The sequence below is a fragment of the Mycobacterium kyogaense genome (assembly GCF_003254575.1).
In the GTDB taxonomy this organism is placed as follows: domain Bacteria; phylum Actinomycetota; class Actinomycetes; order Mycobacteriales; family Mycobacteriaceae; genus Mycobacterium; species Mycobacterium kyogaense.
This window is the reverse complement of sequence record NZ_QJUA01000008.1, coordinates 115658-140967: the sequence shown is the minus strand read 5'-3', so window position 1 is coordinate 140967 and position 25310 is coordinate 115658. Positions and strand designations below refer to the sequence as shown.

General features: G+C 67.0%; 26 protein-coding genes. 13 read left to right on the top strand and 13 right to left on the bottom strand.

The genetic code is table 11. The features are described from left to right. Positions 1-18: 18 nt before the first annotated feature. Positions 19-1107 (bottom strand): NHL repeat-containing protein, encoded by a 1089-nt coding sequence (locus tag DMB80_RS08785; RefSeq protein ID WP_240431080.1) that lies wholly within the window; start codon positions 1105-1107, stop codon positions 19-21. Between the two features lie 123 nt (positions 1108-1230). Here DMB80_RS08785 and DMB80_RS08780 point away from each other — a divergent pair, with 123 nt between their 5' ends. Beyond that, positions 1231-2256, top strand: a complete 1026-nt coding sequence (locus DMB80_RS08780) for a Gfo/Idh/MocA family oxidoreductase (protein WP_276131527.1) — start codon at positions 1231-1233, stop codon at positions 2254-2256. Between the two features lie 89 nt (positions 2257-2345). On the opposite strand, the gene DMB80_RS08775 is transcribed toward DMB80_RS08780, so the two are convergent. From DMB80_RS08775 to iolC, 5 genes are read right to left on the bottom strand one after another with little or no spacing between them, the layout of a single operon-like run. Further along, complete coding sequence (locus DMB80_RS08775) at positions 2346-3845, bottom strand: CoA-acylating methylmalonate-semialdehyde dehydrogenase (RefSeq protein WP_111509486.1); 1500 nt, start codon at positions 3843-3845, stop codon at positions 2346-2348. 19 nt (positions 3846-3864) lie between these two features. Then, a complete protein-coding gene (gene iolD, locus DMB80_RS08770) occupies positions 3865-5817 on the bottom strand; it encodes a 3D-(3,5/4)-trihydroxycyclohexane-1,2-dione acylhydrolase (decyclizing) (protein WP_111509485.1) in 1953 nt (650 codons plus the stop codon). Between the two features lie 3 nt (positions 5818-5820). Beyond that, on the bottom strand, positions 5821-6690 hold the full coding sequence (gene iolB, locus DMB80_RS08765) for a 5-deoxy-glucuronate isomerase (RefSeq protein WP_111509484.1): 870 nt from the start codon (positions 6688-6690) through the stop codon (positions 5821-5823). Further along, positions 6687-7568 carry a Cgl0159 family (beta/alpha)8-fold protein gene (locus tag DMB80_RS08760; protein WP_111509483.1) on the bottom strand — a complete coding sequence of 294 codons (882 nt, stop codon included), beginning with the start codon at positions 7566-7568 and terminating at the stop codon, positions 6687-6689. The genes iolB and DMB80_RS08760 overlap by 4 nt, the downstream gene beginning before the upstream one ends. Then, positions 7561-8529, bottom strand: coding sequence for a 5-dehydro-2-deoxygluconokinase (iolC, locus tag DMB80_RS08755; RefSeq protein ID WP_046364011.1), 969 nt, complete (start codon positions 8527-8529; stop codon positions 7561-7563). Before iolC ends, DMB80_RS08760 begins: the two co-directional genes overlap by 8 nt. 151 nt (positions 8530-8680) lie before the next feature. On the opposite strand from iolC, the gene DMB80_RS08750 reads away from it, so the two are divergent. Beyond that, the gene (locus tag DMB80_RS08750; protein WP_111509522.1) at positions 8681-9412 is read left to right on the top strand and encodes a GntR family transcriptional regulator; all 732 of its coding nucleotides are present in this window, start codon (positions 8681-8683) and stop codon (positions 9410-9412) included. A 1-nt stretch (position 9413) separates the two neighbouring features. Here DMB80_RS08750 and DMB80_RS08745 read toward each other — a convergent pair whose 3' ends face one another. Next, positions 9414-10196 carry a TIM barrel protein gene (locus tag DMB80_RS08745; RefSeq protein ID WP_111509482.1) on the bottom strand — a complete coding sequence of 261 codons (783 nt, stop codon included), beginning with the start codon at positions 10194-10196 and terminating at the stop codon, positions 9414-9416. Positions 10197-10370: 174 nt separating this feature from the next. Here DMB80_RS08745 and DMB80_RS08740 point away from each other — a divergent pair, with 174 nt between their 5' ends. Genes DMB80_RS08740 through DMB80_RS08725 form a run of 4 tightly spaced genes read left to right on the top strand, consistent with a single transcriptional unit; the run spans position 10371 to position 13769 of the window. Next, a complete protein-coding gene (locus tag DMB80_RS08740) occupies positions 10371-11360 on the top strand; it encodes a substrate-binding domain-containing protein (protein WP_046364009.1) in 990 nt (329 codons plus the stop codon). After that, positions 11360-12418 (top strand): ABC transporter permease, encoded by a 1059-nt coding sequence (locus tag DMB80_RS08735; RefSeq protein WP_111509481.1) that lies wholly within the window; start codon positions 11360-11362, stop codon positions 12416-12418. Before DMB80_RS08740 ends, DMB80_RS08735 begins: the two co-directional genes overlap by 1 nt. Positions 12419-12422: 4 nt before the next feature. Beyond that, positions 12423-13247, top strand: coding sequence for an ATP-binding cassette domain-containing protein (locus DMB80_RS08730; RefSeq protein WP_111509480.1), 825 nt, complete (start codon positions 12423-12425; stop codon positions 13245-13247). Positions 13248-13289: 42 nt separating this feature from the next. Continuing rightward, positions 13290-13769 carry an SRPBCC family protein gene (locus tag DMB80_RS08725; protein WP_111509479.1) on the top strand — a complete coding sequence of 160 codons (480 nt, stop codon included), beginning with the start codon at positions 13290-13292 and terminating at the stop codon, positions 13767-13769. Positions 13770-13781: 12 nt separating this feature from the next. On the opposite strand, the gene DMB80_RS08720 is transcribed toward DMB80_RS08725, so the two are convergent. Together DMB80_RS08720 and DMB80_RS08715 are read right to left on the bottom strand one after the other, a co-directional pair. Next, positions 13782-15047 carry a DUF445 domain-containing protein gene (locus DMB80_RS08720; RefSeq protein WP_111509521.1) on the bottom strand — a complete coding sequence of 422 codons (1266 nt, stop codon included), beginning with the start codon at positions 15045-15047 and terminating at the stop codon, positions 13782-13784. 10 nt (positions 15048-15057) lie between these two features. Continuing rightward, positions 15058-15756 (bottom strand): Abi-alpha family protein, encoded by a 699-nt coding sequence (locus DMB80_RS08715; protein ID WP_111509478.1) that lies wholly within the window; start codon positions 15754-15756, stop codon positions 15058-15060. A 137-nt stretch (positions 15757-15893) separates the two neighbouring features. Between DMB80_RS08715 and DMB80_RS28045 the strand changes: the two genes are divergently transcribed. From DMB80_RS28045 to DMB80_RS08690, 7 genes are all read left to right on the top strand, one after another. Next, entirely contained in the window at positions 15894-16043 is a 150-nt protein-coding gene (locus DMB80_RS28045; protein ID WP_162938458.1) for a hypothetical protein, read from the top strand. 274 nt (positions 16044-16317) lie between these two features. Further along, complete coding sequence (locus DMB80_RS08710; RefSeq protein WP_111509477.1) at positions 16318-17679, top strand: RraA family protein; 1362 nt, start codon at positions 16318-16320, stop codon at positions 17677-17679. Continuing rightward, positions 17676-18053, top strand: a complete 378-nt coding sequence (locus DMB80_RS28805) for a TRAP transporter large permease subunit (protein WP_276131526.1) — start codon at positions 17676-17678, stop codon at positions 18051-18053. Before DMB80_RS08710 ends, DMB80_RS28805 begins: the two co-directional genes overlap by 4 nt. Further along, positions 18050-19015, top strand: a complete 966-nt coding sequence (locus DMB80_RS08705) for a TRAP transporter large permease subunit (RefSeq protein ID WP_276131525.1) — start codon at positions 18050-18052, stop codon at positions 19013-19015. Before DMB80_RS28805 ends, DMB80_RS08705 begins: the two co-directional genes overlap by 4 nt. Positions 19016-19039: 24 nt before the next feature. Then, positions 19040-19309, top strand: coding sequence for a hypothetical protein (locus tag DMB80_RS08700; protein ID WP_111509476.1), 270 nt, complete (start codon positions 19040-19042; stop codon positions 19307-19309). Continuing rightward, entirely contained in the window at positions 19306-20307 is a 1002-nt protein-coding gene (locus DMB80_RS08695) for a cyclase family protein (protein ID WP_111509475.1), read from the top strand. Before DMB80_RS08700 ends, DMB80_RS08695 begins: the two co-directional genes overlap by 4 nt. An 82-nt stretch (positions 20308-20389) precedes the next feature. Further along, on the top strand, positions 20390-21148 hold the full coding sequence (locus DMB80_RS08690; RefSeq protein ID WP_111509474.1) for an IclR family transcriptional regulator: 759 nt from the start codon (positions 20390-20392) through the stop codon (positions 21146-21148). Positions 21149-21161: 13 nt separating this feature from the next. Here DMB80_RS08690 and DMB80_RS08685 read toward each other — a convergent pair whose 3' ends face one another. From DMB80_RS08685 to DMB80_RS08670, 4 genes are read right to left on the bottom strand one after another with little or no spacing between them, the layout of a single operon-like run. Beyond that, the gene (locus DMB80_RS08685) at positions 21162-22124 is read right to left on the bottom strand and encodes a Gfo/Idh/MocA family protein (RefSeq protein WP_111509473.1); all 963 of its coding nucleotides are present in this window, start codon (positions 22122-22124) and stop codon (positions 21162-21164) included. Beyond that, on the bottom strand, positions 22121-22993 hold the full coding sequence (locus DMB80_RS08680) for a sugar phosphate isomerase/epimerase family protein (protein WP_111509472.1): 873 nt from the start codon (positions 22991-22993) through the stop codon (positions 22121-22123). The genes DMB80_RS08685 and DMB80_RS08680 overlap by 4 nt, the downstream gene beginning before the upstream one ends. Continuing rightward, on the bottom strand, positions 22990-24006 hold the full coding sequence (locus DMB80_RS08675; protein ID WP_111509471.1) for a Gfo/Idh/MocA family protein: 1017 nt from the start codon (positions 24004-24006) through the stop codon (positions 22990-22992). Before DMB80_RS08675 ends, DMB80_RS08680 begins: the two co-directional genes overlap by 4 nt. Continuing rightward, positions 24003-25157, bottom strand: a complete 1155-nt coding sequence (locus DMB80_RS08670) for a phytanoyl-CoA dioxygenase family protein (RefSeq protein ID WP_111509470.1) — start codon at positions 25155-25157, stop codon at positions 24003-24005. The genes DMB80_RS08675 and DMB80_RS08670 overlap by 4 nt, the downstream gene beginning before the upstream one ends. Positions 25158-25310 lie beyond the last annotated feature (153 nt).

Below are 25310 nucleotides of genomic sequence, written 5' to 3'. Positions count from 1 at the left end.
CGGGGCGGCGCTGGGTGGCTAGCCGGGGTCGATGATCTGCACGACCCCGGCGGTCGCGCCGGCAACGAAGAGCCGCCCGGTCTTCGAGTCCACGCCGAGCGTGTACGGATTCTGCACCGTCGCAAATCGTTTGACTTCGCGGGGCATCGGGTTTGCCATGTCGTAGCCGACGACTTCGTTGGTCCCCGACGATGCGACCCACAGCATGTCGCGCGTGGAATCGTAGGTGATCCCGTAGGGGCCACCGGGCTGGGCGATCTCCGCGAGCTGGCGGGGCGAGGTGTCGAAGACGCGGACCGCATCGCCGCGGGTGTCGGCGGCGATCATCCGACCGTGCTTGTCGGCGACGAGGTGGGTGGGACCTTCTCCGGCGGGTGTCGAGCCCACGATCGTCAGGTTCGCGGTGTCGTAGATCGTCAGGTCGTTCTTGCGGACGTCGAGCAGGCCCATCCGGTCGCCGACCGGCGCCAGACCCGCCGGTTGCACGCTGTCGGTGAACACCTTGACGATGTCGTCGCCCCGGAGCGCGGTCACCGTACCTCCGAGCTCGTTGGCCACGAACACGGTGCCGTCCGGTGCCTCCGACGCGTCGTGGGGAACGGTGCCGGTGATGATCTGGGCTTCGGCGCGTCCGCCGGGAAGGTCGACGCGCACCAGCGCGTTCGCGCTTTCCACCGGTACCAGGACTGGTCCGCCCGGTTTCGCCAGCTGCAGATGGCGGGCGACGCCCGGTAACGGTGTGCGCCCGGTGATTTCGCCGGTGTCGACGTTGATCAGGACGAGCTCGTTCGGTCGGCGGGCCGCGACCGCCACGGTGCGGGTCACCGCGTCGACGACCACACCTTCAGGCGCCGACCCCACCCGAATCTGACGGCCGGGCGGCGGTTGCTGGGGCGCGGGAGCGTTCTGGGGTTCCGCCGCGGGCGGCAGGCTGTCGGTGGGTGGCCGGGTGCCCTCGGTGGGGGCGCCAGGTGGGATCAATCCCGTCGTCGTCGGGGTGCTCGTGGGCGCCGAGGGCGTGGTCGACGGGGCGGCCTGGTCAGGTGGTCTGCTCTCGCACGCCGCGACAAGACACGTCAACGCCAGGACCGCCCAGAGTTTGTTCACGATGGTCGGATACCCGCTGCGACGGCCAGCGTACATACCGTCATAACAGCTGTTCAGAGATTTTGTCTTGACGTATGCACAAAGCCTTTACACCGGTCGGGGCGGATCGTAGGCTCGGCCCTCGTGACCACCTCTGACCTCGAGTCCCACGTGCCGCACTCTGACGTGATTCGTGTGGGTGTGATCGGCGTCGGGGTGATGGGGGCGGATCACGCCCGCAAACTGTCCAGGGTTGTCTCGGGGGCGACGGTGACCGCGGTCGCCGACTTCGATCCCCGGGTCGCGGCCACAGTTGCCGACGAGGTGGGGGCGACGGCTCTCGAGGACGGCGTCGCCGTGATCGACCATCCTGCGGTCGACGCGGTCGTCGTCGCCACCCGCGACGACACCCACGCCGATCTCGTGCGGGCGGCGATCCGTGCACGCAAGCCGGTGCTGTGCGAGAAGCCGCTGGCGCCAACGGCTGCCGAGTGTCGCGAGCTCGTCGGCGAATGCGCTTCGGCCGGTGCGTCCGATCTCGTCACGCTGGGTTTCATGCGGCGGTTCGACCCGTCCTACGTCGCGCTGCGCGATCGCATCCGCGAAGGAGACTGCGGCGCACCGCTGCTCGCCCACTGCGTCAGTCGGACGGTGCAGAGCTACCCGGGCGGGGATTCGGCCGCCACGATCACCAATTCGGCTGTCCATGAGCTCGACGTCATGCCGTGGCTGCTCGACTCGCCGATCGTGGAGGTCAGTTGGCAGCACGGCCGGTCAGCCGCGCATGTGGCCGATCGGCAGGACCCTCAGCTGTATCTGCTGCGCACCCAGTCCGGTGTGCTGATCACCTCGGAGCTGTTCCTCAACGCCCGCTACGGCTACGACATCCGGTGCGAGGTGGTGATGGAGACCGGTGTCTGTGCGCTGACGCAGCCCACGCACATCGTCTCGGATTCGCAGCGCACGCGTTCGATTGACTATGCGGCGGATTGGATTCCGCGGTTCAGCGACGCCTACCGGCTCGAACTGCAGGAGTGGATCGACTCATTGCGCCTCGGCCGGCCGTCGACCCTGGCCGGCGTGACCGATGGTCTGCGGGCTGCCGTTGTCGCCGACGCCCTGATCGCGTCGATGAACTCCGGTGGCGCCTGGGTCGCAGTACCGGACTAGGGGACTCCGCGCGATCGCGTGTGCGCCGAGACTGCGGGGAGATCGCATAGTCGAGCCAATTGGCGATCTCCCCGCAGTTTCGGTGGATTTCAGTTGGTGGGGAAGCCGAGGTTGATGCCGCCGTGGGAGGGGTCGAGCCAGCGGGTGGTGATGGCTTTTTGGCGGGTGAAGAACTGGACGCCGTCCAGGCCGTGGGCGTGGCTGTCGCCGAAGAGGGAGGCTTTCCAGCCGCCGAAGCTGTAGTAGGCCATCGGAACCGGGATCGGCACGTTGATGCCGACCATGCCGACTTCGACTTCGTTTTGGAAGCGGCGGGCGGCGCCGCCGTCGTTGGTGAAGATCGCGGTGCCGTTGCCGTAGGGGTTGGTGTTGATCAGCTGCAGTGCTTCGTCGTAGGTCTCGACGCGCACGACCGACAGCACGGGGCCGAAGATCTCGTCGGTGTAGACGCTCATGTCGGGGGTGACGTTGTCGAGCAGCGTCGGGCCCAGCCAGAACCCGGCTGAGTCCCGCTCGGCGCCTGCCTCGCTCATCACGGTGCGGCCGTCGAGAACGACCTTGGCTCCGGCGTTTTCGCCGGCGTCGATGTAGGAGGCGACTTTGTCGCGGTGGGCCTTGGTCACCAGCGGGCCCATGTCCGAGTCTTTGGTGCCGTCACCGGTTTTGATGGTGGCGGCGCGCTCGGCGATCTTGGCGACCAGATCGTCGGCGATGGGTCCGACCGCGACGCATGCGGAGATGGCCATGCAGCGCTCGCCGGCGGAGCCGAAGCCGGCGTTGACCATCGCGTCGGCAGCCAGGTCCAGATCGGCGTCGGGCAGGATCACCGCGTGGTTCTTCGCCCCGCCGAGGGCTTGGACGCGCTTACCCGCGGCGGTGCCGGTGGCGTAGACGTACTGCGCGATCGGGGTGGATCCGACGAACGAGACGCTCTTGATCTTCGGGTTGGTGAGCAGTTCGTCGACGGCGGTCTTGTCGCCCTGCAGAACGTTGAACACCCCGGCAGGTAGGCCGGCTTCGGCCCACAGCGCGGCCAGCCACAGCGCGGCTGACGGATCCTTTTCGGACGGCTTGAGCACGACGGTGTTGCCGCAGGCGATGGCGACGGGGAAGAACCACATCGGGACCATGGCGGGGAAGTTGAAAGGGGAGATGATGCCGACCGGGCCCAGGGCCTGGCGGATGGAGTGCACGTCGATGTTGGTCGAGGCGTTCTCGGTGAACCCGCCCTTGAGCAGGTGGGGGATGCCGCAGGCGAACTCGACGACTTCCTGGCCGCGGGCGACTTCGCCCAGCGCGTCGGAGACGACTTTGCCGTGTTCGCTGGTGATGATCTCGGCGAGTTCACCCTTGCGCTCGTTGAGCAGTTCGCGGAACCGGAACAGCACCTGCGTGCGCTTGGCGAGCGAGGTGTCGCGCCAGGCGGGGAATGCCGCAGCTGCGGCGTCGATCACCGCGCGGGCGTCCTCGACCGAGGCCAACGCGACCTGACCCGTCACCTCACCCGTCGCCGGATTCGTCACCGGCGCAGTGGAACCACCGGCGCCGCTGAAGATCTCGTTGTTGACCCAATGCGAAATGGTGTTCATGTGTGCTCTTCCTCGGTGTTCAGGGGCGGTCGGACGGAGTGATCAAGGCACGCTGGACCTTCTTCCAGTCCGCGTAGCGCTGGTAGGCCTGCTGTGTCGAGTCGAGCGTCGACACTTCGCTGACCGGAACGTCCCACCACGAGTGGCTGTCCGGTGCGTAGATGCGGGGGTCGGTTTCGACATAGATGACCGTGGTGCGGTCGCTGGCCTTGGCGAGTTTGACCGCATCGGTGAACTCGGCGGCCGTGGTCGCCCGGATGACGTCGGCGCCCAGACTGGCGGCGTTGGCGGCCAAATCGACGGGAAGAGTGTCGCCGTCGAGCCGGCCGTCCGCACCGCGGTACCGGTATGCCGTGCCGAAGCGTTGCGAGCCCAGCGATTCCGACAGCCCGCCGATCGAGGCGAAACCGTGGTTCTGCACCAGCACCGGGATGACTTTGACGCCTTCCTGCACGGCAGTCACCAGCTCGGTGGCCATCATCAGGTATGACCCATCGCCGACCATCACGAACACGTCGCGATCAGGAGCGGCCATCCGTACGCCGATTCCGCCGGCGATCTCGTAGCCCATGCACGAGAAGCCGTATTCGACGTGGTAGCCCTTGCGGTCACGCATGCGCCACAGCTTGTGCAGGTCGCCCGGCATCGATCCGGCCGCGCACACGACGACATCGCGCGGATCGCAGAGCGAGTTCACCAGACCGATGACCTGGTTCTGGTTCAGCGGGGCACCGTCGTCGGTGCGATACACCTGCGACACGGTGTCGTTCCACTCCGCCGCGAGATCAACTGTGCGCTGACGGTATTCGTCACCGACCGTGTAGTCGCCGACCGCGCGGGCCAGCTCCTCGAGCGCCTCACGCGCATCGGCGACCACGCTGATCCCGCCCTGTTTGACGGCGTCCAACGATGCGACGTTGATGTTGACGAATCGGACATCGGGGTTGTTGAACGCGGTGCGCGATGCCGACGTGAAATCGCTGTATCTTGTTCCGATTCCGATGATCACGTCGGCCTCGCTGGCCAACGCGTTGGCCGCCGTCGTGCCCGTCGAACCGACCGCGCCCACGGATTGCGGGTGCTCGTGCAGCAGGGATCCCTTGCCGGCTTGGCTCTCACACACCGGGATGCCGGTCTGGGAGGCGAACGCGGCGAGCGCATCGTTGGCACCGGAGTAGATGACGCCGCCGCCGGCGACGATCAGCGGCGTGCGCGCCGACCGGATCACCTCAGCGGCGCGGGCGATCACCGATCGCTCGGGCAGGGGTCGTGCGATGTGCCAGGTGCGCTCGGCGAACAGCGATTCCGGCCAGTCATGAGCCTCGGCCTGCACATCCTGGGGCAGGGCGACGGTGGCGGCGCCCGTCTCGGCGGGATCGGTGAGCACCCGCATCGCACCCAGCAGTGCGGCGGGCAACTGCTCCGGACGCCACACCCGGTCGAAGTACCGCGACAGTGGCTTGAATGCGTCGTTGACCGTCACGTCGCCGCTCGAGGGCAGCTCGAGTTCCTGCAGCACAGGAGAACTCACGCGGGTCGCGAAGGTGTCGGACGGCAGCAGCAGAACCGGCAACCGGTTGATGGTGGCCAACGCCGCGCCGGTGAGCATGTTCGTCGATCCCGGACCGATGCTGGCGGTGACGACCCAGGTCTGCAGACGGTCTTGCTGGCGGGCATAGGCCACCGCGGTGTGCACCATGGCCTGCTCGTTGCGGCCGAGCACGTATTTCAGGCCGGGGTCGACACCGGCGGCGTGCGCGTCGACCTCGTCCTGAAGCAGGGCCTGACCGACGCCGGCGACGTTGCCGTGGCCGAAGATGCCGAGGCACCCGGCGAAGAACTTCTGCCGCTGCCCGTCCCGCTCGACGTACTGGTTGGCCAGGAACCGGACCGTCGCCTGCGCGACGGTGAGCCGCACCGTCGGTTCGGTGTCGGTGAGCTTCTCGGTGGACTTCGGTGCAGTGGAAACCACGGGTCACTCTCCTCGACTCGGGGTGAACGGCAAGCGGGGATCGATCTGCTGGTGCTCCCAGCTCGCGCGCAGCCAGGTGTGTGCAGGGTCGTCGCAGATGAGCCAGGCGCGGTTCGGGCCCGAGCCGGCCATCACGTTGAGGTAGTACATGTGGTGGCCGGGTGCTGCGATGGACGGGCCGTGGTAGCCGTGCGGTACCAGGACGACGTCGCCGCTGCGGACCTCTTCGAGCACCTCGATGGGACGCTCCGGGGTGCCGTAGACCCGGTGGTAGCCGAAACCTGGTGTGCCGGCTGGACTGTCGTCGACCTCGAAGTAGTAGATCTCTTCCAGCTGGCTTTCGACGTCGGTGTTCTCATCGTGCTTGTGCGCGGGATAGGACGACCAGTTGCCGCCGGGAGTCAGCACTTCGCAGGCGATCAGGGAGTCGGCCTCGAACGTCGTTGCCGTGCCGAAGTTGTGGACCTGTCGGCTGCAGTTGCCGGCGCCCCGCAGCTCGACCGGCACATCCGCGGCCGCCACCCGACGGTTCGGGAAGGACGTCGCTGCCCGGGCTCCGCAGATCGCGATCCGGCCGCGGCCCGACAGCGTGTACTGCTGCCCGATGCCCAGATAGACCATGTCGGCGGGCCCGTCGAACACCGAGACGCGAGGCGACAGCGCGAATGTCTCACCACCGCACTCGACGGTGGCGGCACCGGCCAGCGGAAGGATCATCACCTCGGTCTCGCCGGTGCTCATCGACACCTCGTCGCCATCGCCGAGATCGACCACGTGCAGGGATGATTCGCTCCATCCGGCATCCTCCGGCGTGATCGCGACGGTGAACGGTGCGGGGGCACTGCCCGCGGGCACATACAGCGTGGAATTCATCGGACCATCGCCACCGCGGTCGCGACGGCCGAGGCGACGTCGTCGTCGGGCGGATAGAGCAGGGTGCGGCCGACGATCAAGCCGCGCACCGAGGGCAGGGCCAACGCCTTCTCCCAGCTGGCGAACGCTTCGTCGGGATCTGTCGGATCTCCGCCCAGGAGCAGGGTGGGCATGGTCGTGGATTCCATGACGCGGTCCATCTCGTCGACGACGGGCAGCTTCATCCAGGTGTAGGCCGACGTCGAGCCCAGGCCCTGTCCGATGTGCACCGACTTGATGACCGCGTCCGGTGACAGATCGTTGCGGACCTTGCCGTTCACCCGAGACGACATGAAGGGTTCGAGCATCGCGATCAGGCCGTGGGCGGCGAGTTCGTCGACGGCCTGGGCGCAGGCGGCGAGGGTGGCGACGGTGCCCGGGTCGTCGAGATCGATGCGGCACAGCATCTTTCCGCCGTTCATCCCGGCCGCTGCGGTGGATGCTGCGGTGGCGCCGGTCATCCGGTCGTCGAGCTCGAACGACGATCCGGCCAGCCCGCCCCGGTTGAACGAGCTGAACACCACCTTGTCCTCGAGCGCGCCGAGCAGCAGCAGGTCATCGAGAATGTCGGCGGTCGCGAGTACCCCGTCGACACCGGGGTCGGCGAGCGCGGCGCAGAGCCGGTCGAGGAGATCGGTGCGGCTGTTCATCGCGGTCGGGCGGGTACCGACGGCGAGCGCGCCACGAGCCGGGTGGTCGGCGGCCACGATCATCAGGCGGCCGTTACCGCGGATCGTGGGTCGGGTGGTTCTGTTCTGCCAGGCGCGCGCGACGGCGCCGGGATCGGTGGCCCGCAGATCGGTGATCGCCGAGTGATCACGGCACAGTGCATCAGACATTGACGGCCTCCACAGCGGTCTGTTCGGCCAGTTCGGCGACCTCGCTGGCCGTCGGCATGGCGGTCGAGCATTCGAGTCGTCCGGCGACGATGGCGCCGGCGGCGTTCGCGTAACGCAGGGTCTTTTCCAGGGGCCAGTTGTGCAACAGTCCGTGGCACAGGCTGCCGCCGAACGAGTCACCCGCACCCAGGCCGTTGACGACGTCGACCTCGTTGGGAGGCACCGTGACCGATGATCGGCGGCTCTTGCCGAGCACACCGCGCGGACCCTGCTTGACGATGGCGAGTTCCACGCCCAGATCGAGCAGCGCGTCAGCGGCCTTATGAGGGTTGGACTCGCCGACGGCGATCTCGCATTCTTCCCGGTTTCCGACGGCAACGGTCACGTGCGCAAGCGCCTTGCGGACCTGCTCGGTGGCCGCGGCGGGGGAGTCCCAGAACATCGGCCGGTAATCGAGGTCCAACACGGTCAGCGGTCTCCGCTCTCGCGCGTGCCAAGCAGCGAAATGCGCACCGCGACTAGGCTCTTCGGACAGGCCGGTGACCGTCGCCCAGAACAGCCGGGCGTTGCGCACTGCGTCGGCGTCGATGTCGTCGACGGTGATCTGCAGATCGGGCGCACTCGGCTTGCGGTAGAAGTACAGCGGAAAGTCGTCGGGCGGGAAGATCTCGCAGAACGTGACCGGCGTCGGGAATTCGCCATGGGTCGCGACGTAGCGGTTGTCCACGCCCAGGCGTTCGAGTTCATTCCGGACGAACCGGCCGAACGGGTCGTCGCCGGCGCCCGAGATCAACGCGGTGCGATTGCCGAGCCGCGCTGCGGCGACGGCGACGTTGGCCGCACTGCCCCCGAGGAATTTGCCGAAGGTCTCGACGTCCTCGAGGCCGACGCCGACCTGCAGGGGGTACACGTCGACACCGCTGCGCCCGATGGCGAGGACATCGTATTGCTCAGAATTCATCACAAGTCACTCCGACGAGAAGGGTGTGGGTGGCTGCCTCTGACTGTGCCCCTGGACACATTGGAATGTCAAGACTTTGTCCTGACATTCTATCTTTGTGCCATTCGGTGTTAGGCTGCAACGGTCCGGCAAACTCGAGATCGGAGCCGACGTGCCGCTGACCGTGGAGCTCGACAGGTCAAGTCCTGTGCCTCTCTACTACCAGCTCGCGCAAGCAATCGAGGCCGCGATCCGCGATGGCGAACTGACTCCGGGGGACCGCTTCGAAAACGAACTCGCGCTGGCCAAGCGGCTGGCGCTGTCGAGACCGACGACGCGGCGAGCCATCCAGGAGCTCGTCGACAAGGGCCTCCTCGTCCGCAAGCGTGGCGTCGGCACGCAGGTGGTCCAGAACCCGGTGCATCGGCGCGTCGAGCTGACCAGCCTGTTCGACGACCTCGCGCGAGCCGGGCAGGAGCCGACCACCACGTTGCTCGACTACCGGGTCGGGCCTCCCGACGAGGACGTCGCGCGCGAGCTGAACCTGGCCCTCGATCGCGAGGTGGTGTCGATTCACCGGCTGCGGTGCGCCAACGGCGAGCCACTGGCGGTGATGACCAACCACCTACCCGTCGAAATCGCGCCGGACGCAGAGGAATTGGAGAAGAACGGGCTCTATCAGTCGCTGCGGGCGCGAGGCGTTCACATCCGGCTGGCGCGCCAGCGGATCGGCGCGCGCGGCGCCACCCGCGCCGAGGCGCATCTGCTCGACGAGAAGCCGAACGCGCCGCTGCTGACGATGGCTCGCACCGCATTCGACGATTCCGGCGCCGCGGTCGAGTTCGGCAATCACGGTTATCGCGCGTCGCGCTACTACTTCGATACGACGCTGGTCGACCGCTGACTCAGGCGAACGCCGCGCGGAACGCGTCGAGCGCGATCTCGCTCCCGGTCTCGCCTGCGCCGGACGCCCACGCTTCCATGCCGACCGTCCCGGTGTAGCCGCTCTCGCGCAGCGCCGCTGCGACCGCCGGGTAGTTGATCTCGCCGGTGCCGGGCTCACACCGTCCCGGCACGTCGGCCACCTGTATTTCGCCGATCGCATCGCCGCAGCGGCGCACGAGCTCGATCAGATTCCCCTCGCCGATCTGGGCGTGATAGAGGTCGAGCATCATCTTCACATTCGGATGTGCGACGCCTTCCACCAGCGCGAGAACATCTTTGGCGCGGGCCAGGGGCACTCCGGGGTGATCGACGATGGTGTTCAGGTTCTCCACCACGAAGGTCACGCCCGCGGCCGCGCCCAACTCGCCGAGGCGTGCCAAGGTGCGTGAGGCGGTCAGCCACATCTGACCCGAGGCCCGCCCGCGGGGACGTGCGGCCTGCCCGTCGACCAGTTCGGCGGTGTGCAGGTTCAGCCGTGTGATGCCGAGCGCCGCCGCGGCGTCGAGGCTCTGTTCCGCGGTGCGCACGACGTCGTCGCAGCTCGCCGGATCCACCAGATCACCGCGCAGGTAGCCGGTCATCGACGTGAATGTCGCGCCGGTGCGGGCCAGTGCCGGGAGATCTTTGTCGTGCCAACTCCAGATCTCGACGCCGAAGCCGCGCTCGTGAATCCGCTTGACGCGCTCGATGATCGGCAGGTCGCGGAACACCATCTCGGCGCACACGGACAGCTGGAAGGTCATTGCGGCACCCCTTTCCTGGCTCCGACACTATGACATGCAGTCCTAATGTCAGGACAAAGTATTGACTTTCGGCTGTGAGCCGTATTACATCGACTTTGAGGCGTGGCGCCAGGCACATCTTCACAGATGTCCGGCGCCGCATGGTCTCCACGACCTGAACAGCAAGGAGATGTGATGACGTTCAAGCGGCTCGCGACGCTGGCCGGAACCGGCGTTCTGGCGATCGGACTCGTAGCGTGCTCGTCGACGGGCGGAAAGCCTGCCGGCTCGGGCGAAGGCGGTGGAGGCGGAGGCACCGTCGACACCCCGCGCAAGACGATCGCGATGATCACCCACGAGGTGCCGGGCGACTCGTTCTGGGACCTGATCCGCAAGGGCGCCGAGACCGCGGCCAAGAAGGACAACATCGAGCTGCGCTACTCCAATGACCCGGAGGCGCCCGGTCAGGCCAACCTCGTGCAGACCGCGGTCGACAGCGGCGTCGACGGGATCGCCGTGACACTGGCCAAACCCGACGCCATGCAGGCCGCGGTGAAAGCAGCCGAAGCGAAGGGGATTCCGGTCGTGGCGTTCAATGCCGGCGCGGATGCCTGGAGCGCGATGGGTGTCAAGGAGTTCTTCGGGCAGGACGAGTTCATCGCGGGCCAGGCCGTCGGTGAGCGCCTGACCGGCGAGGGCGCCAAGAAGGCGATCTGCGTGATCCAGGAGCAAGGGCATGTCGGGCTGGAATCCCGCTGCGCCGGAGTCAAGGACAAATTCCCCGCCACCGAGACGCTCAATGTGAACGGCAAGGACATGCCGTCGGTCGAGTCCACCATCACCGCCAAGCTGCAGCAGGACCCCGCCGTCGACTACGTCGTCACCCTGGGCGCCCCGTTCGCGCTGACCGCCGTCCAGTCGGCCGGCAATGCCGGCAGCAAGGCGAAGATCGGCACGTTCGACACCAACGCCGCCCTGGTGGGGGCCATCCAGGACGGCACCGTCCAGTGGGCCATCGATCAGCAGCCCTACCTGCAGGGCTACCTCGCCGTCGACTCGCTGTGGCTGTACCTGACCAACGGCAACGTGATCGGTGGCGGGCAGCCGACGCTGACCGGGCCCGCGTTCATCGACAAGTCGAACATCGACGCGGTGGCCGACTATGCCAAGGGTGGGACGCGCTGATGACCACTCAAGAGGCGCTCGACGTCGGCAACCACAAGGTGGTGCGCGACGAACGGGTCAAGGAACGGAACCGGCTGCAACGCATCCTGATTCGACCGGAGATGGGTGCCGGCATCGGCGCGATCGGCATCTTCGTGTTCTTCCTCGTCGTCGCCGCGCCGTTCCGCGAGGCGGCGTCGCTGGCCACGGTCCTCTACGCCAGCTCCACGATCGGGATCATGGCGTGCGGGGTGGCACTGCTGATGATCGGCGGCGAGTTCGACCTGTCCTCAGGTGTCGCCGTCACGTTCAGCTCGCTGGCGGCCTCGATGCTGGCCTACAACCTGCACCTGAACCTGTGGGTGGGTTCAGCTCTGGCGCTGGTCCTTTCGCTGGCCGTCGGCTTCTTCAACGGCTGGCTGGTGATGCGGACGAAAATCCCCAGCTTCTTGATCACGCTGAGTACGTTCTTCATGTTGGCCGGCATCAACCTGGCCGTCACGAAGCTGGTCGCCGGCCAGGTGGCCACCCAGAGTGTCAGCGACATGGCCGGTTTCGCTTCTGCGCAGAAGGTGTTCGCGTCGTCGTTCACGCTGTTCGGCGTCAGCATCCGCATCACCGTGGTGTGGTGGCTGATCTTCACCGCGATCGCGACCTGGGTGCTGTTCAAGACGAAGATCGGCAACTGGATCTTCGCCGTCGGTGGTGATGCCGACAGCGCTCGCGCCGTGGGTGTTCCGGTCACCAAGGTCAAGATCGGGCTGTTCATGTTCGTCGGTTTCTGTGCCTGGTTCGTCGGCATGCATCTGCTGTTCGCCTTCAACACCGTGCAGTCCGGTCAGGGCATCGGCAACGAGTTCTTCTACATCATCGCCGCCGTCATCGGTGGCTGCCTGCTCACCGGCGGCTACGGCACTGCCATCGGCGCCGCGATCGGCGCGTTCATCTTCGGCATGACGAACCAGGGCATCGTGTACGCCGGCTGGGACCCCGACTGGTTCAAGTTCTTCCTGGGCGCGATGCTGCTGTTCGCGGTCATCGCCAACAACGCCTTCCGCAACTACGCCGCAAAGAAGTGATGAGATGACCATCTCCATGGAGAAGCCCAGCAGCGAGACCCCGTCCGGCGGAAAGGTACCGCTGGTCGAGTTGCGAAACGTCGGCAAGTCCTACGGCAACATCACCGCGCTCAAAGACATCTGTCTGCGCGTGCACGCCGGCGAGGTGACCGGCATCCTCGGTGACAACGGTGCCGGAAAGTCGACACTGATCAAGATCATCGCCGGGTTGCATCAGCAGACGGAAGGTGAACTGCTCGTCGACGGTGAAACGACGAAGTTCGCTTCACCGGCCGAGGCGCTGGGCAAGGGTATCGCCACGGTGTACCAGAACCTGGCGGTCGTGCCGCTGATGCCGGTGTGGCGCAACTTCTTCCTCGGCCAGGAATTGCGACGCAAAACGTTCCCGTTCTCGTTGGACGCGAACGCGATGCGGGCGACCACGCTGACCGAGCTGTCGAAGATGGGCATCGATCTGCCCGATGTGGACGTACCCATCGGCTCTCTGTCGGGCGGGCAACGCCAGTGTGTGGCTATCGCCCGTGCTGTCTTCTTCGGAGCGCGGGTGCTGATCCTCGACGAGCCGACGGCGGCGTTGGGCGTCAAGCAGTCCGGGGTGGTGCTCAAATACATCACCGCGGCCAAGGAGGCCGGCTTCGGCGTGGTGTTCATCACGCACAACCCCCACCACGCGCACATGGTCGGTGACCACTTCGTCCTGCTCAACCGTGGCCGGCAGAAGCTGGACTGCACGTACGACGACATCACACTCGAGCACCTGACTCAGGAGATGGCGGGCGGTGACGAACTCGAGGCGCTGTCGCACGAGCTGCGTAGCGCCAAGGGCTGATCTGACCGATTGACCGCCCGGTGCCGTGGGTATGACGGCGACATGGCTACGACGACACCGGTCAAGAAAGAAGATGCCGGCCCCCATGCGGTGAGCCGCAGTGTTCAGGTCAGCGCCCCGGCGGCGGAGATCTTCGCGCTGTTGGTGGATCCGCACCGGCATCACGAGGTCGACGGTTCGGGCACCGTGCGCGACGCCGAGGTGAAGGGGCCGCACCGGTTGAGCGTGGGCGACAAGTTCACTGTCGGGATGAAGCAGTTCGGCGTGCCCTACCAGATCACCTCGACCGCCACCGCGGTCGAGGATGATCATCTCGTCGAATGGCAGCATCCGCTCGGTCACCGCTGGCGCTGGGAACTCGCCGCAGTCGGGCCGGGAGTGACCAAGGTGACCGAGACGTTCGACTACTCCACCGCCAAGCTGCCGATCTTCATCGAGTTGACGGGCTACCACAAGAAGAACGCCCAGGGCATCGAGTCCACGCTCTCCGGGTTGGCCGCACGGTTCGCCGACCGTCTCTGACCCACCTGCGCTTCAGCGGGTGACGAGTTCGATGATCTGAACCTGGAGTTCGCCGACCACGCCGCCGAGTACGGCACCGACGGCGATCATCAGGGGCTCGTCGTCCTTGAACACCGGCCGCAGGATCGACTCGTACTCCTCGTTGGTGAGCCGACTCATCTTGTCGATGATCGTGTTCTCCAGATCGATGACCTCGGCGGCATAGCCTTGCGCCTCGGACAGCGTCGACGGGAGGCGCTCGAGGACGAGCGTCACCACCCGGTCCTTCATGGCTCGATACCGCTTCGTGCCGACGGCCAGTGCGACGATGGGTGCGGCGACCCCGCCGGCCTGCCTGTCGATCGCCGCCTCGATCTCGCGAGTGACGAGGGCGAAGAGTTTGTCCGAGCCGGGCCCCTTGATCAGTGCGTCGAACAGGAGGTCCGGCGCGAACAGATCGTCGGCCAGGATCTTCGCGTAGTCGCGGGTGATCTTCTCCCGCTGCGCATGTAGGAGCCCCTGGAAGGTGAAGAAGCCCAGGTATTTTCGTGGATAGATGGGCCGGAAGAGCATGTTCAGGGCGATGTAGTCGCTGATGAAGCCGACCGCGAACCCGAAAGCCGGCATGATCCAGGGGTTCTGGAACAACGCCCAGGCCACCATCTGCACCAGGCCGATGACGAAGCCGAAATAGATGCCGCTGCGGCGGACGAACGCCATGGCATCGGTGCTGACGCTGCGCATCAGCTTGACCAGCTTCTCCTTGTTGCGCACCAGAGTCGTCACAGAGAGGAACTGGATGTCGAGGTAACGGGGGAGATCGGACTTGATCTCTGTCATCAGATTCTGGGTGAGCGCAGGGATCTGAGCGACGATCCGATCGCGCACAGCGCGGCGACCGGCCTCGGGCAGGCTGTCCCAGAGTCCGGGCCGTACCTCTTCGGCCAGGTCCCGGATGATCTCTTCGATCGCCGCGTTGAGCGGCTCCTGCAGTCGATCCAAGGCGTCGTCGACATCGAACCGGTCGAGGAGTTCTTCCGGCTTGAGCAGATTGGAGGTGAGCAACTGGATTGTCGTCGAGCCGACCTTGCCGGCTCGACGTGGCACGATGCCCTGCCAACCGAAAATTCCCCAACCCTTGAAATCCAGTGGCCGGTACAGCATTTCCACGGCGACCAACTTCGTGCTCCAGCCCACGAAAGCCGCGATGAGTGGCATCGACAGATAGATCCACCAGTAGGTCGAGACGTCGGTGGTGATCTCGCTCCAGCTCGCGATCGCCTGATGGGTGGTCGTCATCGCCGGCACATCACCGGCCCTCGCCGGTCGCCGCTGCCCAGAATTCGTTGCCCAGGGCGGACATCGACAGGGTTGCCCGCTCGACCTTCGCCGGGATCGGCCCACGGGCACCGCTCTTGACCGCGGCCAGTACCGAGGTCTCCGCCATCAGCAGCTCGTACTCCGTCTCCAGTTCGCGATCCTCCGGTCCGATGTCGACCAGGCCCAGCGACAGCAGATGAGTGACGTACTGCGGAACCATCTCCGGCAGCGCGACATTGGCTGTCCGGCCGATCAACGAGGCGTTCTGCAGCACGGGGCGCGACGATGCACGCGACTGACCCCACACCGAGATGGTGACGACCGGTGACCGTGACCCATCCGACAGCGCGCCGAGGATCCGTGCCTCGTCGGCGACCAACTGGTCGAGGAGTCGGTGGAAGAATTCGGTCCTGCTCCCGCGGGTGTTCTGATCCAGGGCGCGCTCCAGCAGATGGTTCAACTTGCCGCCGAGGGAATCCGGTGAGGACCTGGTGGTGTCTGCCGAGGTGTCCACTTCGGCAGCCGATGGTGTCGTCGTCGGTGTCGAATCGGTGCCGTCGAGGGCGTCGAGGCTGTGTCGTAGCGCCTCGACGATCTGCTTCTCGGTCCAGCTGTAGACATCGAGTCCCACACGAACCGCGCCGACGGCGTGGCTGAGCAATTCTCGCGGGTCGTACGGCTTGGGCATACGGAGAAACTAGTCGTACCGCACAGCGCTGAACTCAGGGTTGGGCAAAGCCCGTCTGCCAACATTCACATGATCGACACCGTTTCGCCGCTCGCTGCGGCGAGCCCCTGCCGATTCATCGGAGCACAATGGTGGGTATGGACAGGGAACTCGATGCACCGGCGGGCGTTCCGGCGTGGCGCGATCCGCTGTCGGCGGGATGGCGTGCGCACCGCGGTCTACTGATGTTGCGTCTGCGCTGGTACGAGCGCCGCGGCACCGCCGTCGACCGCGCCGGCGCCGCCTGACCGAGTCGGCGGACCCTCAACCGGCGTAGTGCCGGAAGCTGGCGTTTTCGTTGCCTTTCGTGTGTTGGCATCGGAACCGTTGCGCACCAACCCCTTTCGAAGCGACCGGCGGGTCGGTAGCTGCGCTGGCGCCTTGGGGCACGAGGCCGGCCCGCTAGCGCATCCCGGAGGTCGTTGACACCGATCTGGTGACCGACGCTTGACAAAAGCGCTCGGTGTGATCACGCTAACATCACAAGTGATAACAGCTATCACAGAATGATATGAGGTGAGCATGAGGGTAGCCATTCTGGGTCTCGGCGAAGCTGGATCCCTTTACTCGGCGGGATTCCTCGCCCACGGTTGGCACGTGACCGGTTACGACCCGGCTGACGTGGCCACGCCGCCCGGGGTGACGCGTCACGCCGACGCCGCCGACGCGGTACGCGACGCCGACATGGTGGTCAGCCTCACCAGCGCCCGCGTCGCCGTGCGGGCCGCCCGTGGCGTGGTCCCGCACCTGCGGCCCGGTGCGGTGTACGCCGACATGAATTCGGCTGCGGTGGCCGTGAAGACCGAGGTGGCGGCGGTCATCGCGGAGGCGGAAGAGATCGCCTTTGCCGATGTCGCGGTGATCGGATCCGTTCCCGAGCACGGGTCGAAGACGGCGCTCGTGGTCAGCGGCGGCGGATCGGCGGCCGCGGCCCGCTACTTCCGGGAACTCGGCGCGACGGTCGAGGACATCGGTGGCGGTCCGGGCGACGCGTCTCGCCGGAAGCTGCTGCGTAGTTCGTTCATGAAGGGTCTGGGGGCGTTGATCGTCGAGTCCACCGAGGCCGGCGCTGCTGCCAATGCCCTGCAGTGGGTCCGTGACCAGATCGCCGGTGAGCTGGCCGGGAGCTACTCCTCGCTCGATCGACTGCACGACGGCACGATCAAGCATGCTCAGCGTCGCGGTACCGAAGCGGCTGCCGCCGCCGATCTGCTCGACGAAATGGGAGTCGCTCCCGTCCTGGGGCGAGCGGCAACGCAGGTGCATCTCCGGCTCGCCGATTCCCAAGGCCGGGTCGAGGACGAACTCCTGCCCGCCTATCACGGTCTGCCCGTCGCCAACATCGGTGACGCACGGGATCGGATGGGTCTGCTCGATTCGGGCATCCGGCCCCTGTGGAAGGGGGCGCACGTCGTCGGCCGCGCGCGTACCGTGTGGACGCGCGCCGGTGACAACAAGGCGTTGCAGGAAGCCCTGGAGAAGGTACGTCCGGGGGAGGTGATCGTGATCAACGGACACGGCGACTGCAACCGCGCCCTGATGGGCGAGCTGATCGCCGAGCGTGCCCGCTCGCGCGGCTGCGTGGGCATGGTGATCGACGGCGCTGCCCGCGATGTGGAGACGCTGGCCGAGATCGGGTTCGGTGTCTGGGCCCGGGCCGTCAGTCCTGCGGGTCCGTACAAGAACGGCCCCGGCTACATCGACGTCCCGGTCGCGGTCGGCGGCGTCGTCTGCCACCCGGGCGACCTCGTCGTCGCCGACGACGACGGCGTGGTGGTCGTGCCTGCCGCCGAAGCCTTCACCAGTCTGGCCGCCGGCCGTGCCGTGGAGGCAGACGAAACCCAGCGGCGTGCCGCCATCATCGCCGCCAGGAGTGCCTCATGACCGCCGTGTGGGCACTCATCGCGTTCATCGCCGCGATCGTCATCTGGAACGCCGTGTTCAAGCGCAACATCGGCGAAGCCATGATCGTCGGACTGGTCGCCGTCGCCGCCTTCGCGGGTTCGAAGGCCCCGACCTATGTGTGGCACGGCTTCGTCGACTCCATCTCCGAAGAGGTCACCTTCGCCGGCCTGGCGTTCATCTTCATGAGTTTCCTGCTGGCCAAGACGCCGGTGCTCGACCGCCTGATCGATGTGCTGAACTCGTTCCTCGGCCGGCTCAGGGGCGGGCCGGTCTATACGTCGACCGTTGCCGGCGGCATGTCGGCGCCATCGCGCACGTCGGTGCCTCGGTCACCGCCGCGGTCGGATCGGTGACGGTGCCGTGGATGAAGCGCTCGGGAGTCAGCCCTGAGCTCTCGGCCACCGTCGTGGCGGGATGCGCGGGAATGGGAGTGACCTTCCCGTTCAGCGCCACCATGTTCATCCTCGTCGGCTCCGCGACCGTCACCGGCCTCATGGAACCCGATGAGATCGTGCTCCCGCTGGCGCTCGCAGGTCTGTGGTGCCTGGCCTACCGCCTGGGCCTGAACTTCTACCTCGTGCGCAAGAACCGCCTGCAACCGATCGCCGCCGAGGACCGGCTGCCGATCCGGACGAGCCTGCGTACCGGGTGGCAATCGCTGCTGCTCTTCATCCCGATCCTGATCCCGCTGGCACTCACCCGGGGACCCCTCGCCGCGGAGCTGTCCGCCTACACCGACCTGGTGATGTCCAAGGCGATCAGCCTCATCACCTGGATTCCGGTGCTGATGATTGCGCTCGTGCTGTTCCTGGGCCGACGGCATCTGCCGCGCCAAGCCTCCGCCTGGTGGAAGATCCTCGGCGACTCCGCTCCGCAGTTCGGGGTGATCGGCGTGACGATCGTCGCCGCCTTCACCGCGTCGAATGTGCTGGGTGATCTCGGCTTGCCCGCACAGCTCACCGCCGTTCTCGAGCACGTTCACGCCCCGGCGTGGTTGATGGCCATCATCGTCGGCGTGGTCATCGTGGTGATCGCCATTCCGCTGACGGCGTCGGCGACCATGGCAGCCGTCGGCGGTGTCGCGGTGGCAGCGCTGGTGGGCGTCGGCATTCCCGCGCCGGTCGCTGCCGCAGCGGTTCTGGTCTTCGCCTCCACCGAGGGCGCCTCACCTCCATCGGGCGCCCCGATCTATGTGGCCGCCGGCATCGCTCAGGTCGATCCGTCCAAGACTTTCCTGCCGCTGCTGAAGTACTACTGCATCCCCATCCTCGGAGTCGGTGTCCTCATCGCCCTCGGCCTGCTACCCATCGCCTGACCTGACAGAGACAAGGAATCGATCATGACTCGCACCATCTTGCTCACCCTCTTCCGGATCAGTGTCGCGGCATTCCTGCTCGGTGGAGCCGTCGTCGTGGGTCTGCAGGCGGTGGGCCTCGCCCTCGGCAACGGGGCCTTCGTCGACAGCATCAGCGACAACGTCGCGCCATGGGCCTACGGGGCAGCAGGTGTGGCCGGCCTGCTGGCCTTCGCGCTGTCGTACTTTCACCTGAGCGACACAGCGAGCGGCGAGGACGACTCCGCGTCGACTCTGGTGCACGAACACGCATGACGTCGGTGCATCACGCGGCAGGTCCACACTCCGGCACCCGGTATGTGGACCTGCTCGCCCGCCGGGACGGCGCGCCGCCGGGATCGAGCTGGTGGGTCTTCGACGACGCTGACCGAGGTACCGCCAATTTTGCTGGACCGCAACAGGTTCGATCAGCCGCCGGATCCATTCGCACGGGTGAGGTCTTCAGTCTCGACTATCCGCTGACCGCCTTCGACCCGCCGATGTCGCGGTCTCGCTCCGCTCCGACGCACACCATCACCTGCGCGCACGAGCAGTCCCGCGACGACCATCTCGACGGCTTCTTCTTGCAGGCCAGCAGCCACCTCGACGGACTGCGGCACCGACGGGTGTCCGGATACGGCTTCTACGACGGTATCGGCGACGACACCGTCGTGGCCGGTTCACCTCCGCTGGGAGTGCAAGCCTGGGCCGACGCGCCGATCGTGGGACGGGGCCTCCTGCTCGACGTCGCCGGCCTGCTGGCGGAGGAGGGTGCCGAGCTGGATCACGCGGCCGGGCCGGCGATCGACGCCGACGTGTTGGCCCGCGCGGCCCGTCGCCAGCGGGTCACGGTCGAACCGGGAGATCTGCTCCTGGTGCACACCGGCTGGGCAGGTTGGTTTCTGCAGGCCGACGCCGAGACCCGCGGACGGCTTCGTGAGCAGCGCAGCGCGACGGGCTTCGCGCAACAGCGACTGCTCCCGGAGTGGCTGTGGGACAACCAGATCGCTCTGTTCGCGACGGACACGTTCGCCGTCGAGGTCCTCCCCGTCTTGGAGTCGAGCCCGTATCACGCCACGGCGCCGGAAGACGGCGGCATGATGCATCAGGAGCTGATCGCCAAACTCGGGATCCCGTTGGGCGAGCTGTGGAATCTGACCGCGCTCGTCGAGCACAGCCGCCGCACCGGCCGCTGGGATTCCCTGCTGACGGTCAAACCGTTGAACCTCGTCGGTGGCGTCGGATCGCCCTGCAACGCGACGGCGATCCGATAGCGTTCGCGGCGCGCCGCCGGGTCGCGCGAAACTTCGCGCGCCGGCGCGGCCCTACGATGAGCGACGTGCGAAGGCAATCACGATGACCGCCCCGGCCAGCAACATGCGGTCCCTGGATCGGTCATTCGATGTGCTGGACGCGCTCCAGCGCGCGAAGCATCCGATTCGGCTGGCCGACGTCGCGCGTGCCAGCGGTCTGCACATCGCCACGACGCAACGCATCGTCAACGTGCTCGTCGCCCGAGGGTATGTCGCCCGCACCGGCGACGGATACACCGCGGGGCCGGCATCGCTGGCAGTCGCCCACGCCTACCTGGTCAGCAATCCACTCAGTGCGCTCGCCCAGCCGGTGCTCCAGCAGTTGGCGACCAACACCGGATACGCGGCGTCGCTGTATGTCCGGGTGGAGTACAGCCGGGTGCTCATCGCGCGCGTGGAAAGCGACCATCCGCTGAGTTACGTGCTGCCGGTGGGAGAGCGGCTCCCTCTTCACCTCGGCGGCGCGGGCAAGATCTTCCTCGCAGAGCTGGATGCCGTCGAGCGGGAACGTGCGCTCGACGGGGTCGTCGACGTGCATCTCGCCGACGGTGGATCGGTGTCGCGGGCTGACTTCGAGTCCTCACTGCAGCAGGTACGGGAGGACGGATACGCGGTGTCTGTCGGTGAACGCCTCACCGGCATCGCATCCGTGGCCGCACCGGTGCGAGCGGCTGACGGGACGCTGTGCGCCGTACTGGGCGTGACGGGACCCGCCGATGCGATCGACGACGCGGCGCGCGCCGTTCTCCTCGCCGAAGTGCGCCGTGCAGCAACGGCTTTCGGGAGCCGTCTGCCCACGTAGCCCGCGACGTCTCTCAGCGCGGTGTCATGCCCGCCGCTCGGTAGGTGTCGTCGATCAAAGCCATGTTCGCCACCGCGTCGGCGAGGTCCAGCAGCAGCGCGTCGCCGCGTTCGACGTGGGCGGCGAAGGCCTCCAACTGGTAGGTGTAGGACGCGCGGGTGCCCAGGTGTTCCACGCTTTCGCCGCGTGCTGTGGTGATCGTCAGCCGGTCGTCGCGGCGCGGGTTGATGAAATCGTGCACCAGCACCTGCCCGTGTGACCCGACCACCCGCAGAGTGAACGAATACTCGTCGTCGACCATCGAGTTCGTCGTAGATGCTGTTGCGCCCGAGTCGAACACGAACTCGGCATCGAAACGCTCGTCCACTCCCGGCGTGCGCTCCACCGCCATTGCCGACACCACGCGCGGGGTCCCGAAGCGCCGCATGATGTGCAGTGCGTAGCACCCCAGATCCATCAACGCCCCGCCGGCCATGTCCAGTGACCACCGCGGATCCCCCGGTGCCGGCTCGGGCATGCCCATGGCGACCTCGATCCGCGCGAGTTCACCGAGGGTGCCGTCGCCGGCCAGCTCGAGCGCCCGGCGCATCACCGGGTGGAACAGGTAGTGGAAGCCCTCCATGACGGGGACGCCCGCCGCCTCGGCTGCCGCCGCGACCTTGGCCGCTTCGGCACGGTCCCGAGCGAACGGCTTCTCGGTGAGCACCGGCTTGCCCGCGGCGATCGCGGCGAGATTCCACGGCGCGTGCAATGCGTTGGCCAACGGGTTGTAGATGACGTCGACGTCGGGATCGTCGATCACATCCTGATAGGAGTCCAGGACCCGCTCGACGCCGAATTGCTCGGCGAATACGCCGGCACGCAACGGATCCCGGGCGGCGACAGCGACAAGGCGGTGCCCCAGTTCGCGGGCCGGGCCGACGATCGCGTTCTCGGCGATCCGGGACGCGCCGAGAACGCCGATCCGCAGGCTCACGCCGTGACGCCCGCGACGACTTCCGTCACGAAGGCCACGCTGGCGCGGACATCGGCAAGCGGTCCTTCGCCCTCGGGTTCCCCGGTGAGTATGGTGTCCTGCTCCATCACGTACCAGCCGTCGAAACCGCTGTCCTGCAACGCCGTGACGATGCCGGCGATGTCGACGTCGCCCTGCCCCAGCGGTACGTACATGCCGGCGGCGACGGCCTCGGTGTAGGTCAGCTCGCCGGCCTGGACCCGCGCTGCCAATGCCGCGTCGACGTCCTTGAGATGGCAGTGCTGCACGCGTTCGGGGACCTGGCGGGCCAGCTGCAGTGGGTCCGTGCCACCGATGAGAAGGTGTCCGGTGTCCAGGCACAGCGGGATGCGGGAACCGGCGAGCACACGATCCACCTCGGCGCGGTTCTCGACCATGGTTCCGACGTGCGGATGCAACACAGCTTTCAGGCCCCGTTCGGCGACCACCTCGGTCAGCCGGTCGAGGTTCGTCAGCAGTGTCTCCCATTGCCGCTCGGACAATTCCGGACGGGTGTCGTACCCGTCGGCTCCGGTGGCCGCGGCGAGCACGACCACGCCCGCTCCGGCGGCAACCAGCGAATCGAGGGGGCCGGCGAGGTCGTCGACCGGGTCGTGGGTCTCGTCGAACAGCACCACGGGCACGAAGCCGCCGACACACCGAAGGCCGAACCGGTCGAGTGTGTCCACGAGCTCCGCGGTGTCCGACGGAAGGAATCCCTCGGGGCCGAGTTCTGTGGCGGTCAGACCCGAGCCGGCCATCTCTGCCAGTACTCGGTCCGGCGGGAGCTGATGGCCCCAACCGGGTACCTCACACACGCCCCAGGAGATCGGGGCTCCTGCGAGTTTCACTGCTGTGCCTCCTTTTTCACGGTGTCGATGGCGACCGGGACGCCGCGGCGCAGCGACTCCGTGGCCGCCTCCGCGATCCACGCCACCTCGACGGCATCGGCGACTGTTGCTCCTCGGATCGGCGCGCCACCGACGACGTCGACGAACGCGCTGAGCTCGGCCCGGAACGCCTGAGTGAACCGGTCCATGAAGAAATGGTGCGGCTGACCGGTCGGGAACGAGGTGTTCGGATCACCGTTGAGGACCGGGGCACCCTCGTCCCAGCCGGCGACCATGGTGTCGTCGAAACCGTGCACCTCGAGCCGGCAGTCGTAGCCGCGGCCGTTGTAGCGGGCGGCGGAGACCACGCCGAGCGCGCCCCCGTCGAAGCGCACGGTGATGACGGCGGTGTCGACGTCCCCGTACTCGGCGAACAACGGGTCGCCCTGGACGCTACCTGTGGCGTACACCTCGACGACCTCCTGACCGGTCACCCAGCGGATCGCGTCGAAATCGTGCACGGCGCAGTCCCGGAAGATGCCGCCGGACCCGCGGATGTAATCCATCGGCGGGGGAGCGGGGTCCATCGTGGTGCTCCGCACCGTGTGCAGCCGTCCCAACGTTCCGGCGTCGACACCCTGCTTGACCGCGGCGAACGCGGCGTCGAAGCGCCGCTGGTACCCGACCTGAACCGGGACTCCGGAGCGGGCGATGATGTCGGCGACCCGGGCGCTCTCGGCCGCGGTGGACGCGATGGGCTTCTCGCAGAACGTCGGCAGGCCCGCGTCGACCGCCGCCAGTGCGAGCTCGGCATGTGCCGGTGTCGCTGCGGCGACGACGACGCCGTCCACTCCCGCCGACAGCAGGTCGGCCACTGAATCTGCGGGCGTGGCACCGTATTTGGTGGCGACTTCGGCGACGACGTGGGGCCGCTCGTCGGTGACGACGAGACGCTCCACATTCGGCAGGTTCGTCAAGGTCTCGGCGTGGAAGGCGCCGATGCGGCCGAGGCCGATCAGACCCAGGGTGGTCATGGCATTCTCCGATCGTGGTGGTCGTTCAGCGCGGATTCGAGCTGTTCGTCGGTGAGGTCCTTGTGCAGGGCGTCGATCACGATGTCGACCTGGCTGCGCGGCGCCAGACTGCCGACCGGGGGATCGCTGTCGAGGTTGGTGGGGAATGCATAGCCCTCGGCGGTGGCGATAACGACGTTGCGCACCTCGTGCGCGGGCCGGCCGGTGGCGCGCATCCGGCGCAGTGCCGGGTACACCGCGCGCACCATCGCAGTGCGGTCGAGCACCTCCATGGCCCGCCCGAACGGTGAGCTGACCTGCAGCAGATTGGCGATGCGCCGGATGTCGCCCGAAACATTGGCTCCCGCACCGTGATAGAGGGCGGGATTGAAGAACACGGCGTCGCCGGTGCTCAGCGGGATCTGCACGTGGTGGCGCGCGAAGTAGTCGATGAACTCCGGTCGGTGAAACGCAAGGTAGCCGCCGGCGAAGCGCTGCGAGAACGGCAGCAGCATCGTCGGACCGCTGTCGATCGGCATGTCGCAGTGTGCGACGGCGCCCTGCAGCGTCAGGGCCGGCGACATGCGGTGCAGGTGGGCCGGATACTGCTCGAGCTGCTCGACGGGAACGAAGCCGAGGTGATAGTCCCGGTGCGGAACCTGCGCTGCGCCACCGGGATTGACAATGTTGACCTGCGAGGTCACCTGGTAGCGAGGCCCGAGCCACGCCTGGCACACCAGCGCCAACGTGTCGTTGGCGTAGTAGTCGGCGTACGTCTGGGGATCGCGGAGCGCGAGCTTCTGGGCTGCGTTCCAGATGCGGTCGTTGGCTCCCGGCGCGCCGAAGTGGTCACCGGCGGTGCGGTCGTCGTCGCGCTCGTGTTCGACGATCGCGAAGAACGCGTCGTTGGCCTTTGTGACCAGCTCGCCGCTGAAGGCCCCGGTGAACACGACGACACCGGGCCCGTCGGTGAGAGCGCGGATCACCTCGGCCTGCAGGGCCCGGCGATCGGCGGACACGGCTTCTGCGGCGTACACCAGGACATTGCTGCGTACCTCGGCGGCATGCGGATAGTCGGCCGGGTCGGTCTGCTGCTCGACATACGCGCGGAACTCGTCGAGGTCGCAGTCCGCCTCGCCGAGCCATGCGGCTGGGTGCAGGGAGGTGGCCATGTCGATTAGTCTTGCTGTGATCGGCACCGCAATCAACGGCAAAAATCCATCAAAAACACCTCACGACATCCGGTGAACAGACACAAACTCGAGCAACACGCCGCGGATTCACTCGAGTTCATGTCTTTTCGCGGGGAGAAACAGGGGCACATC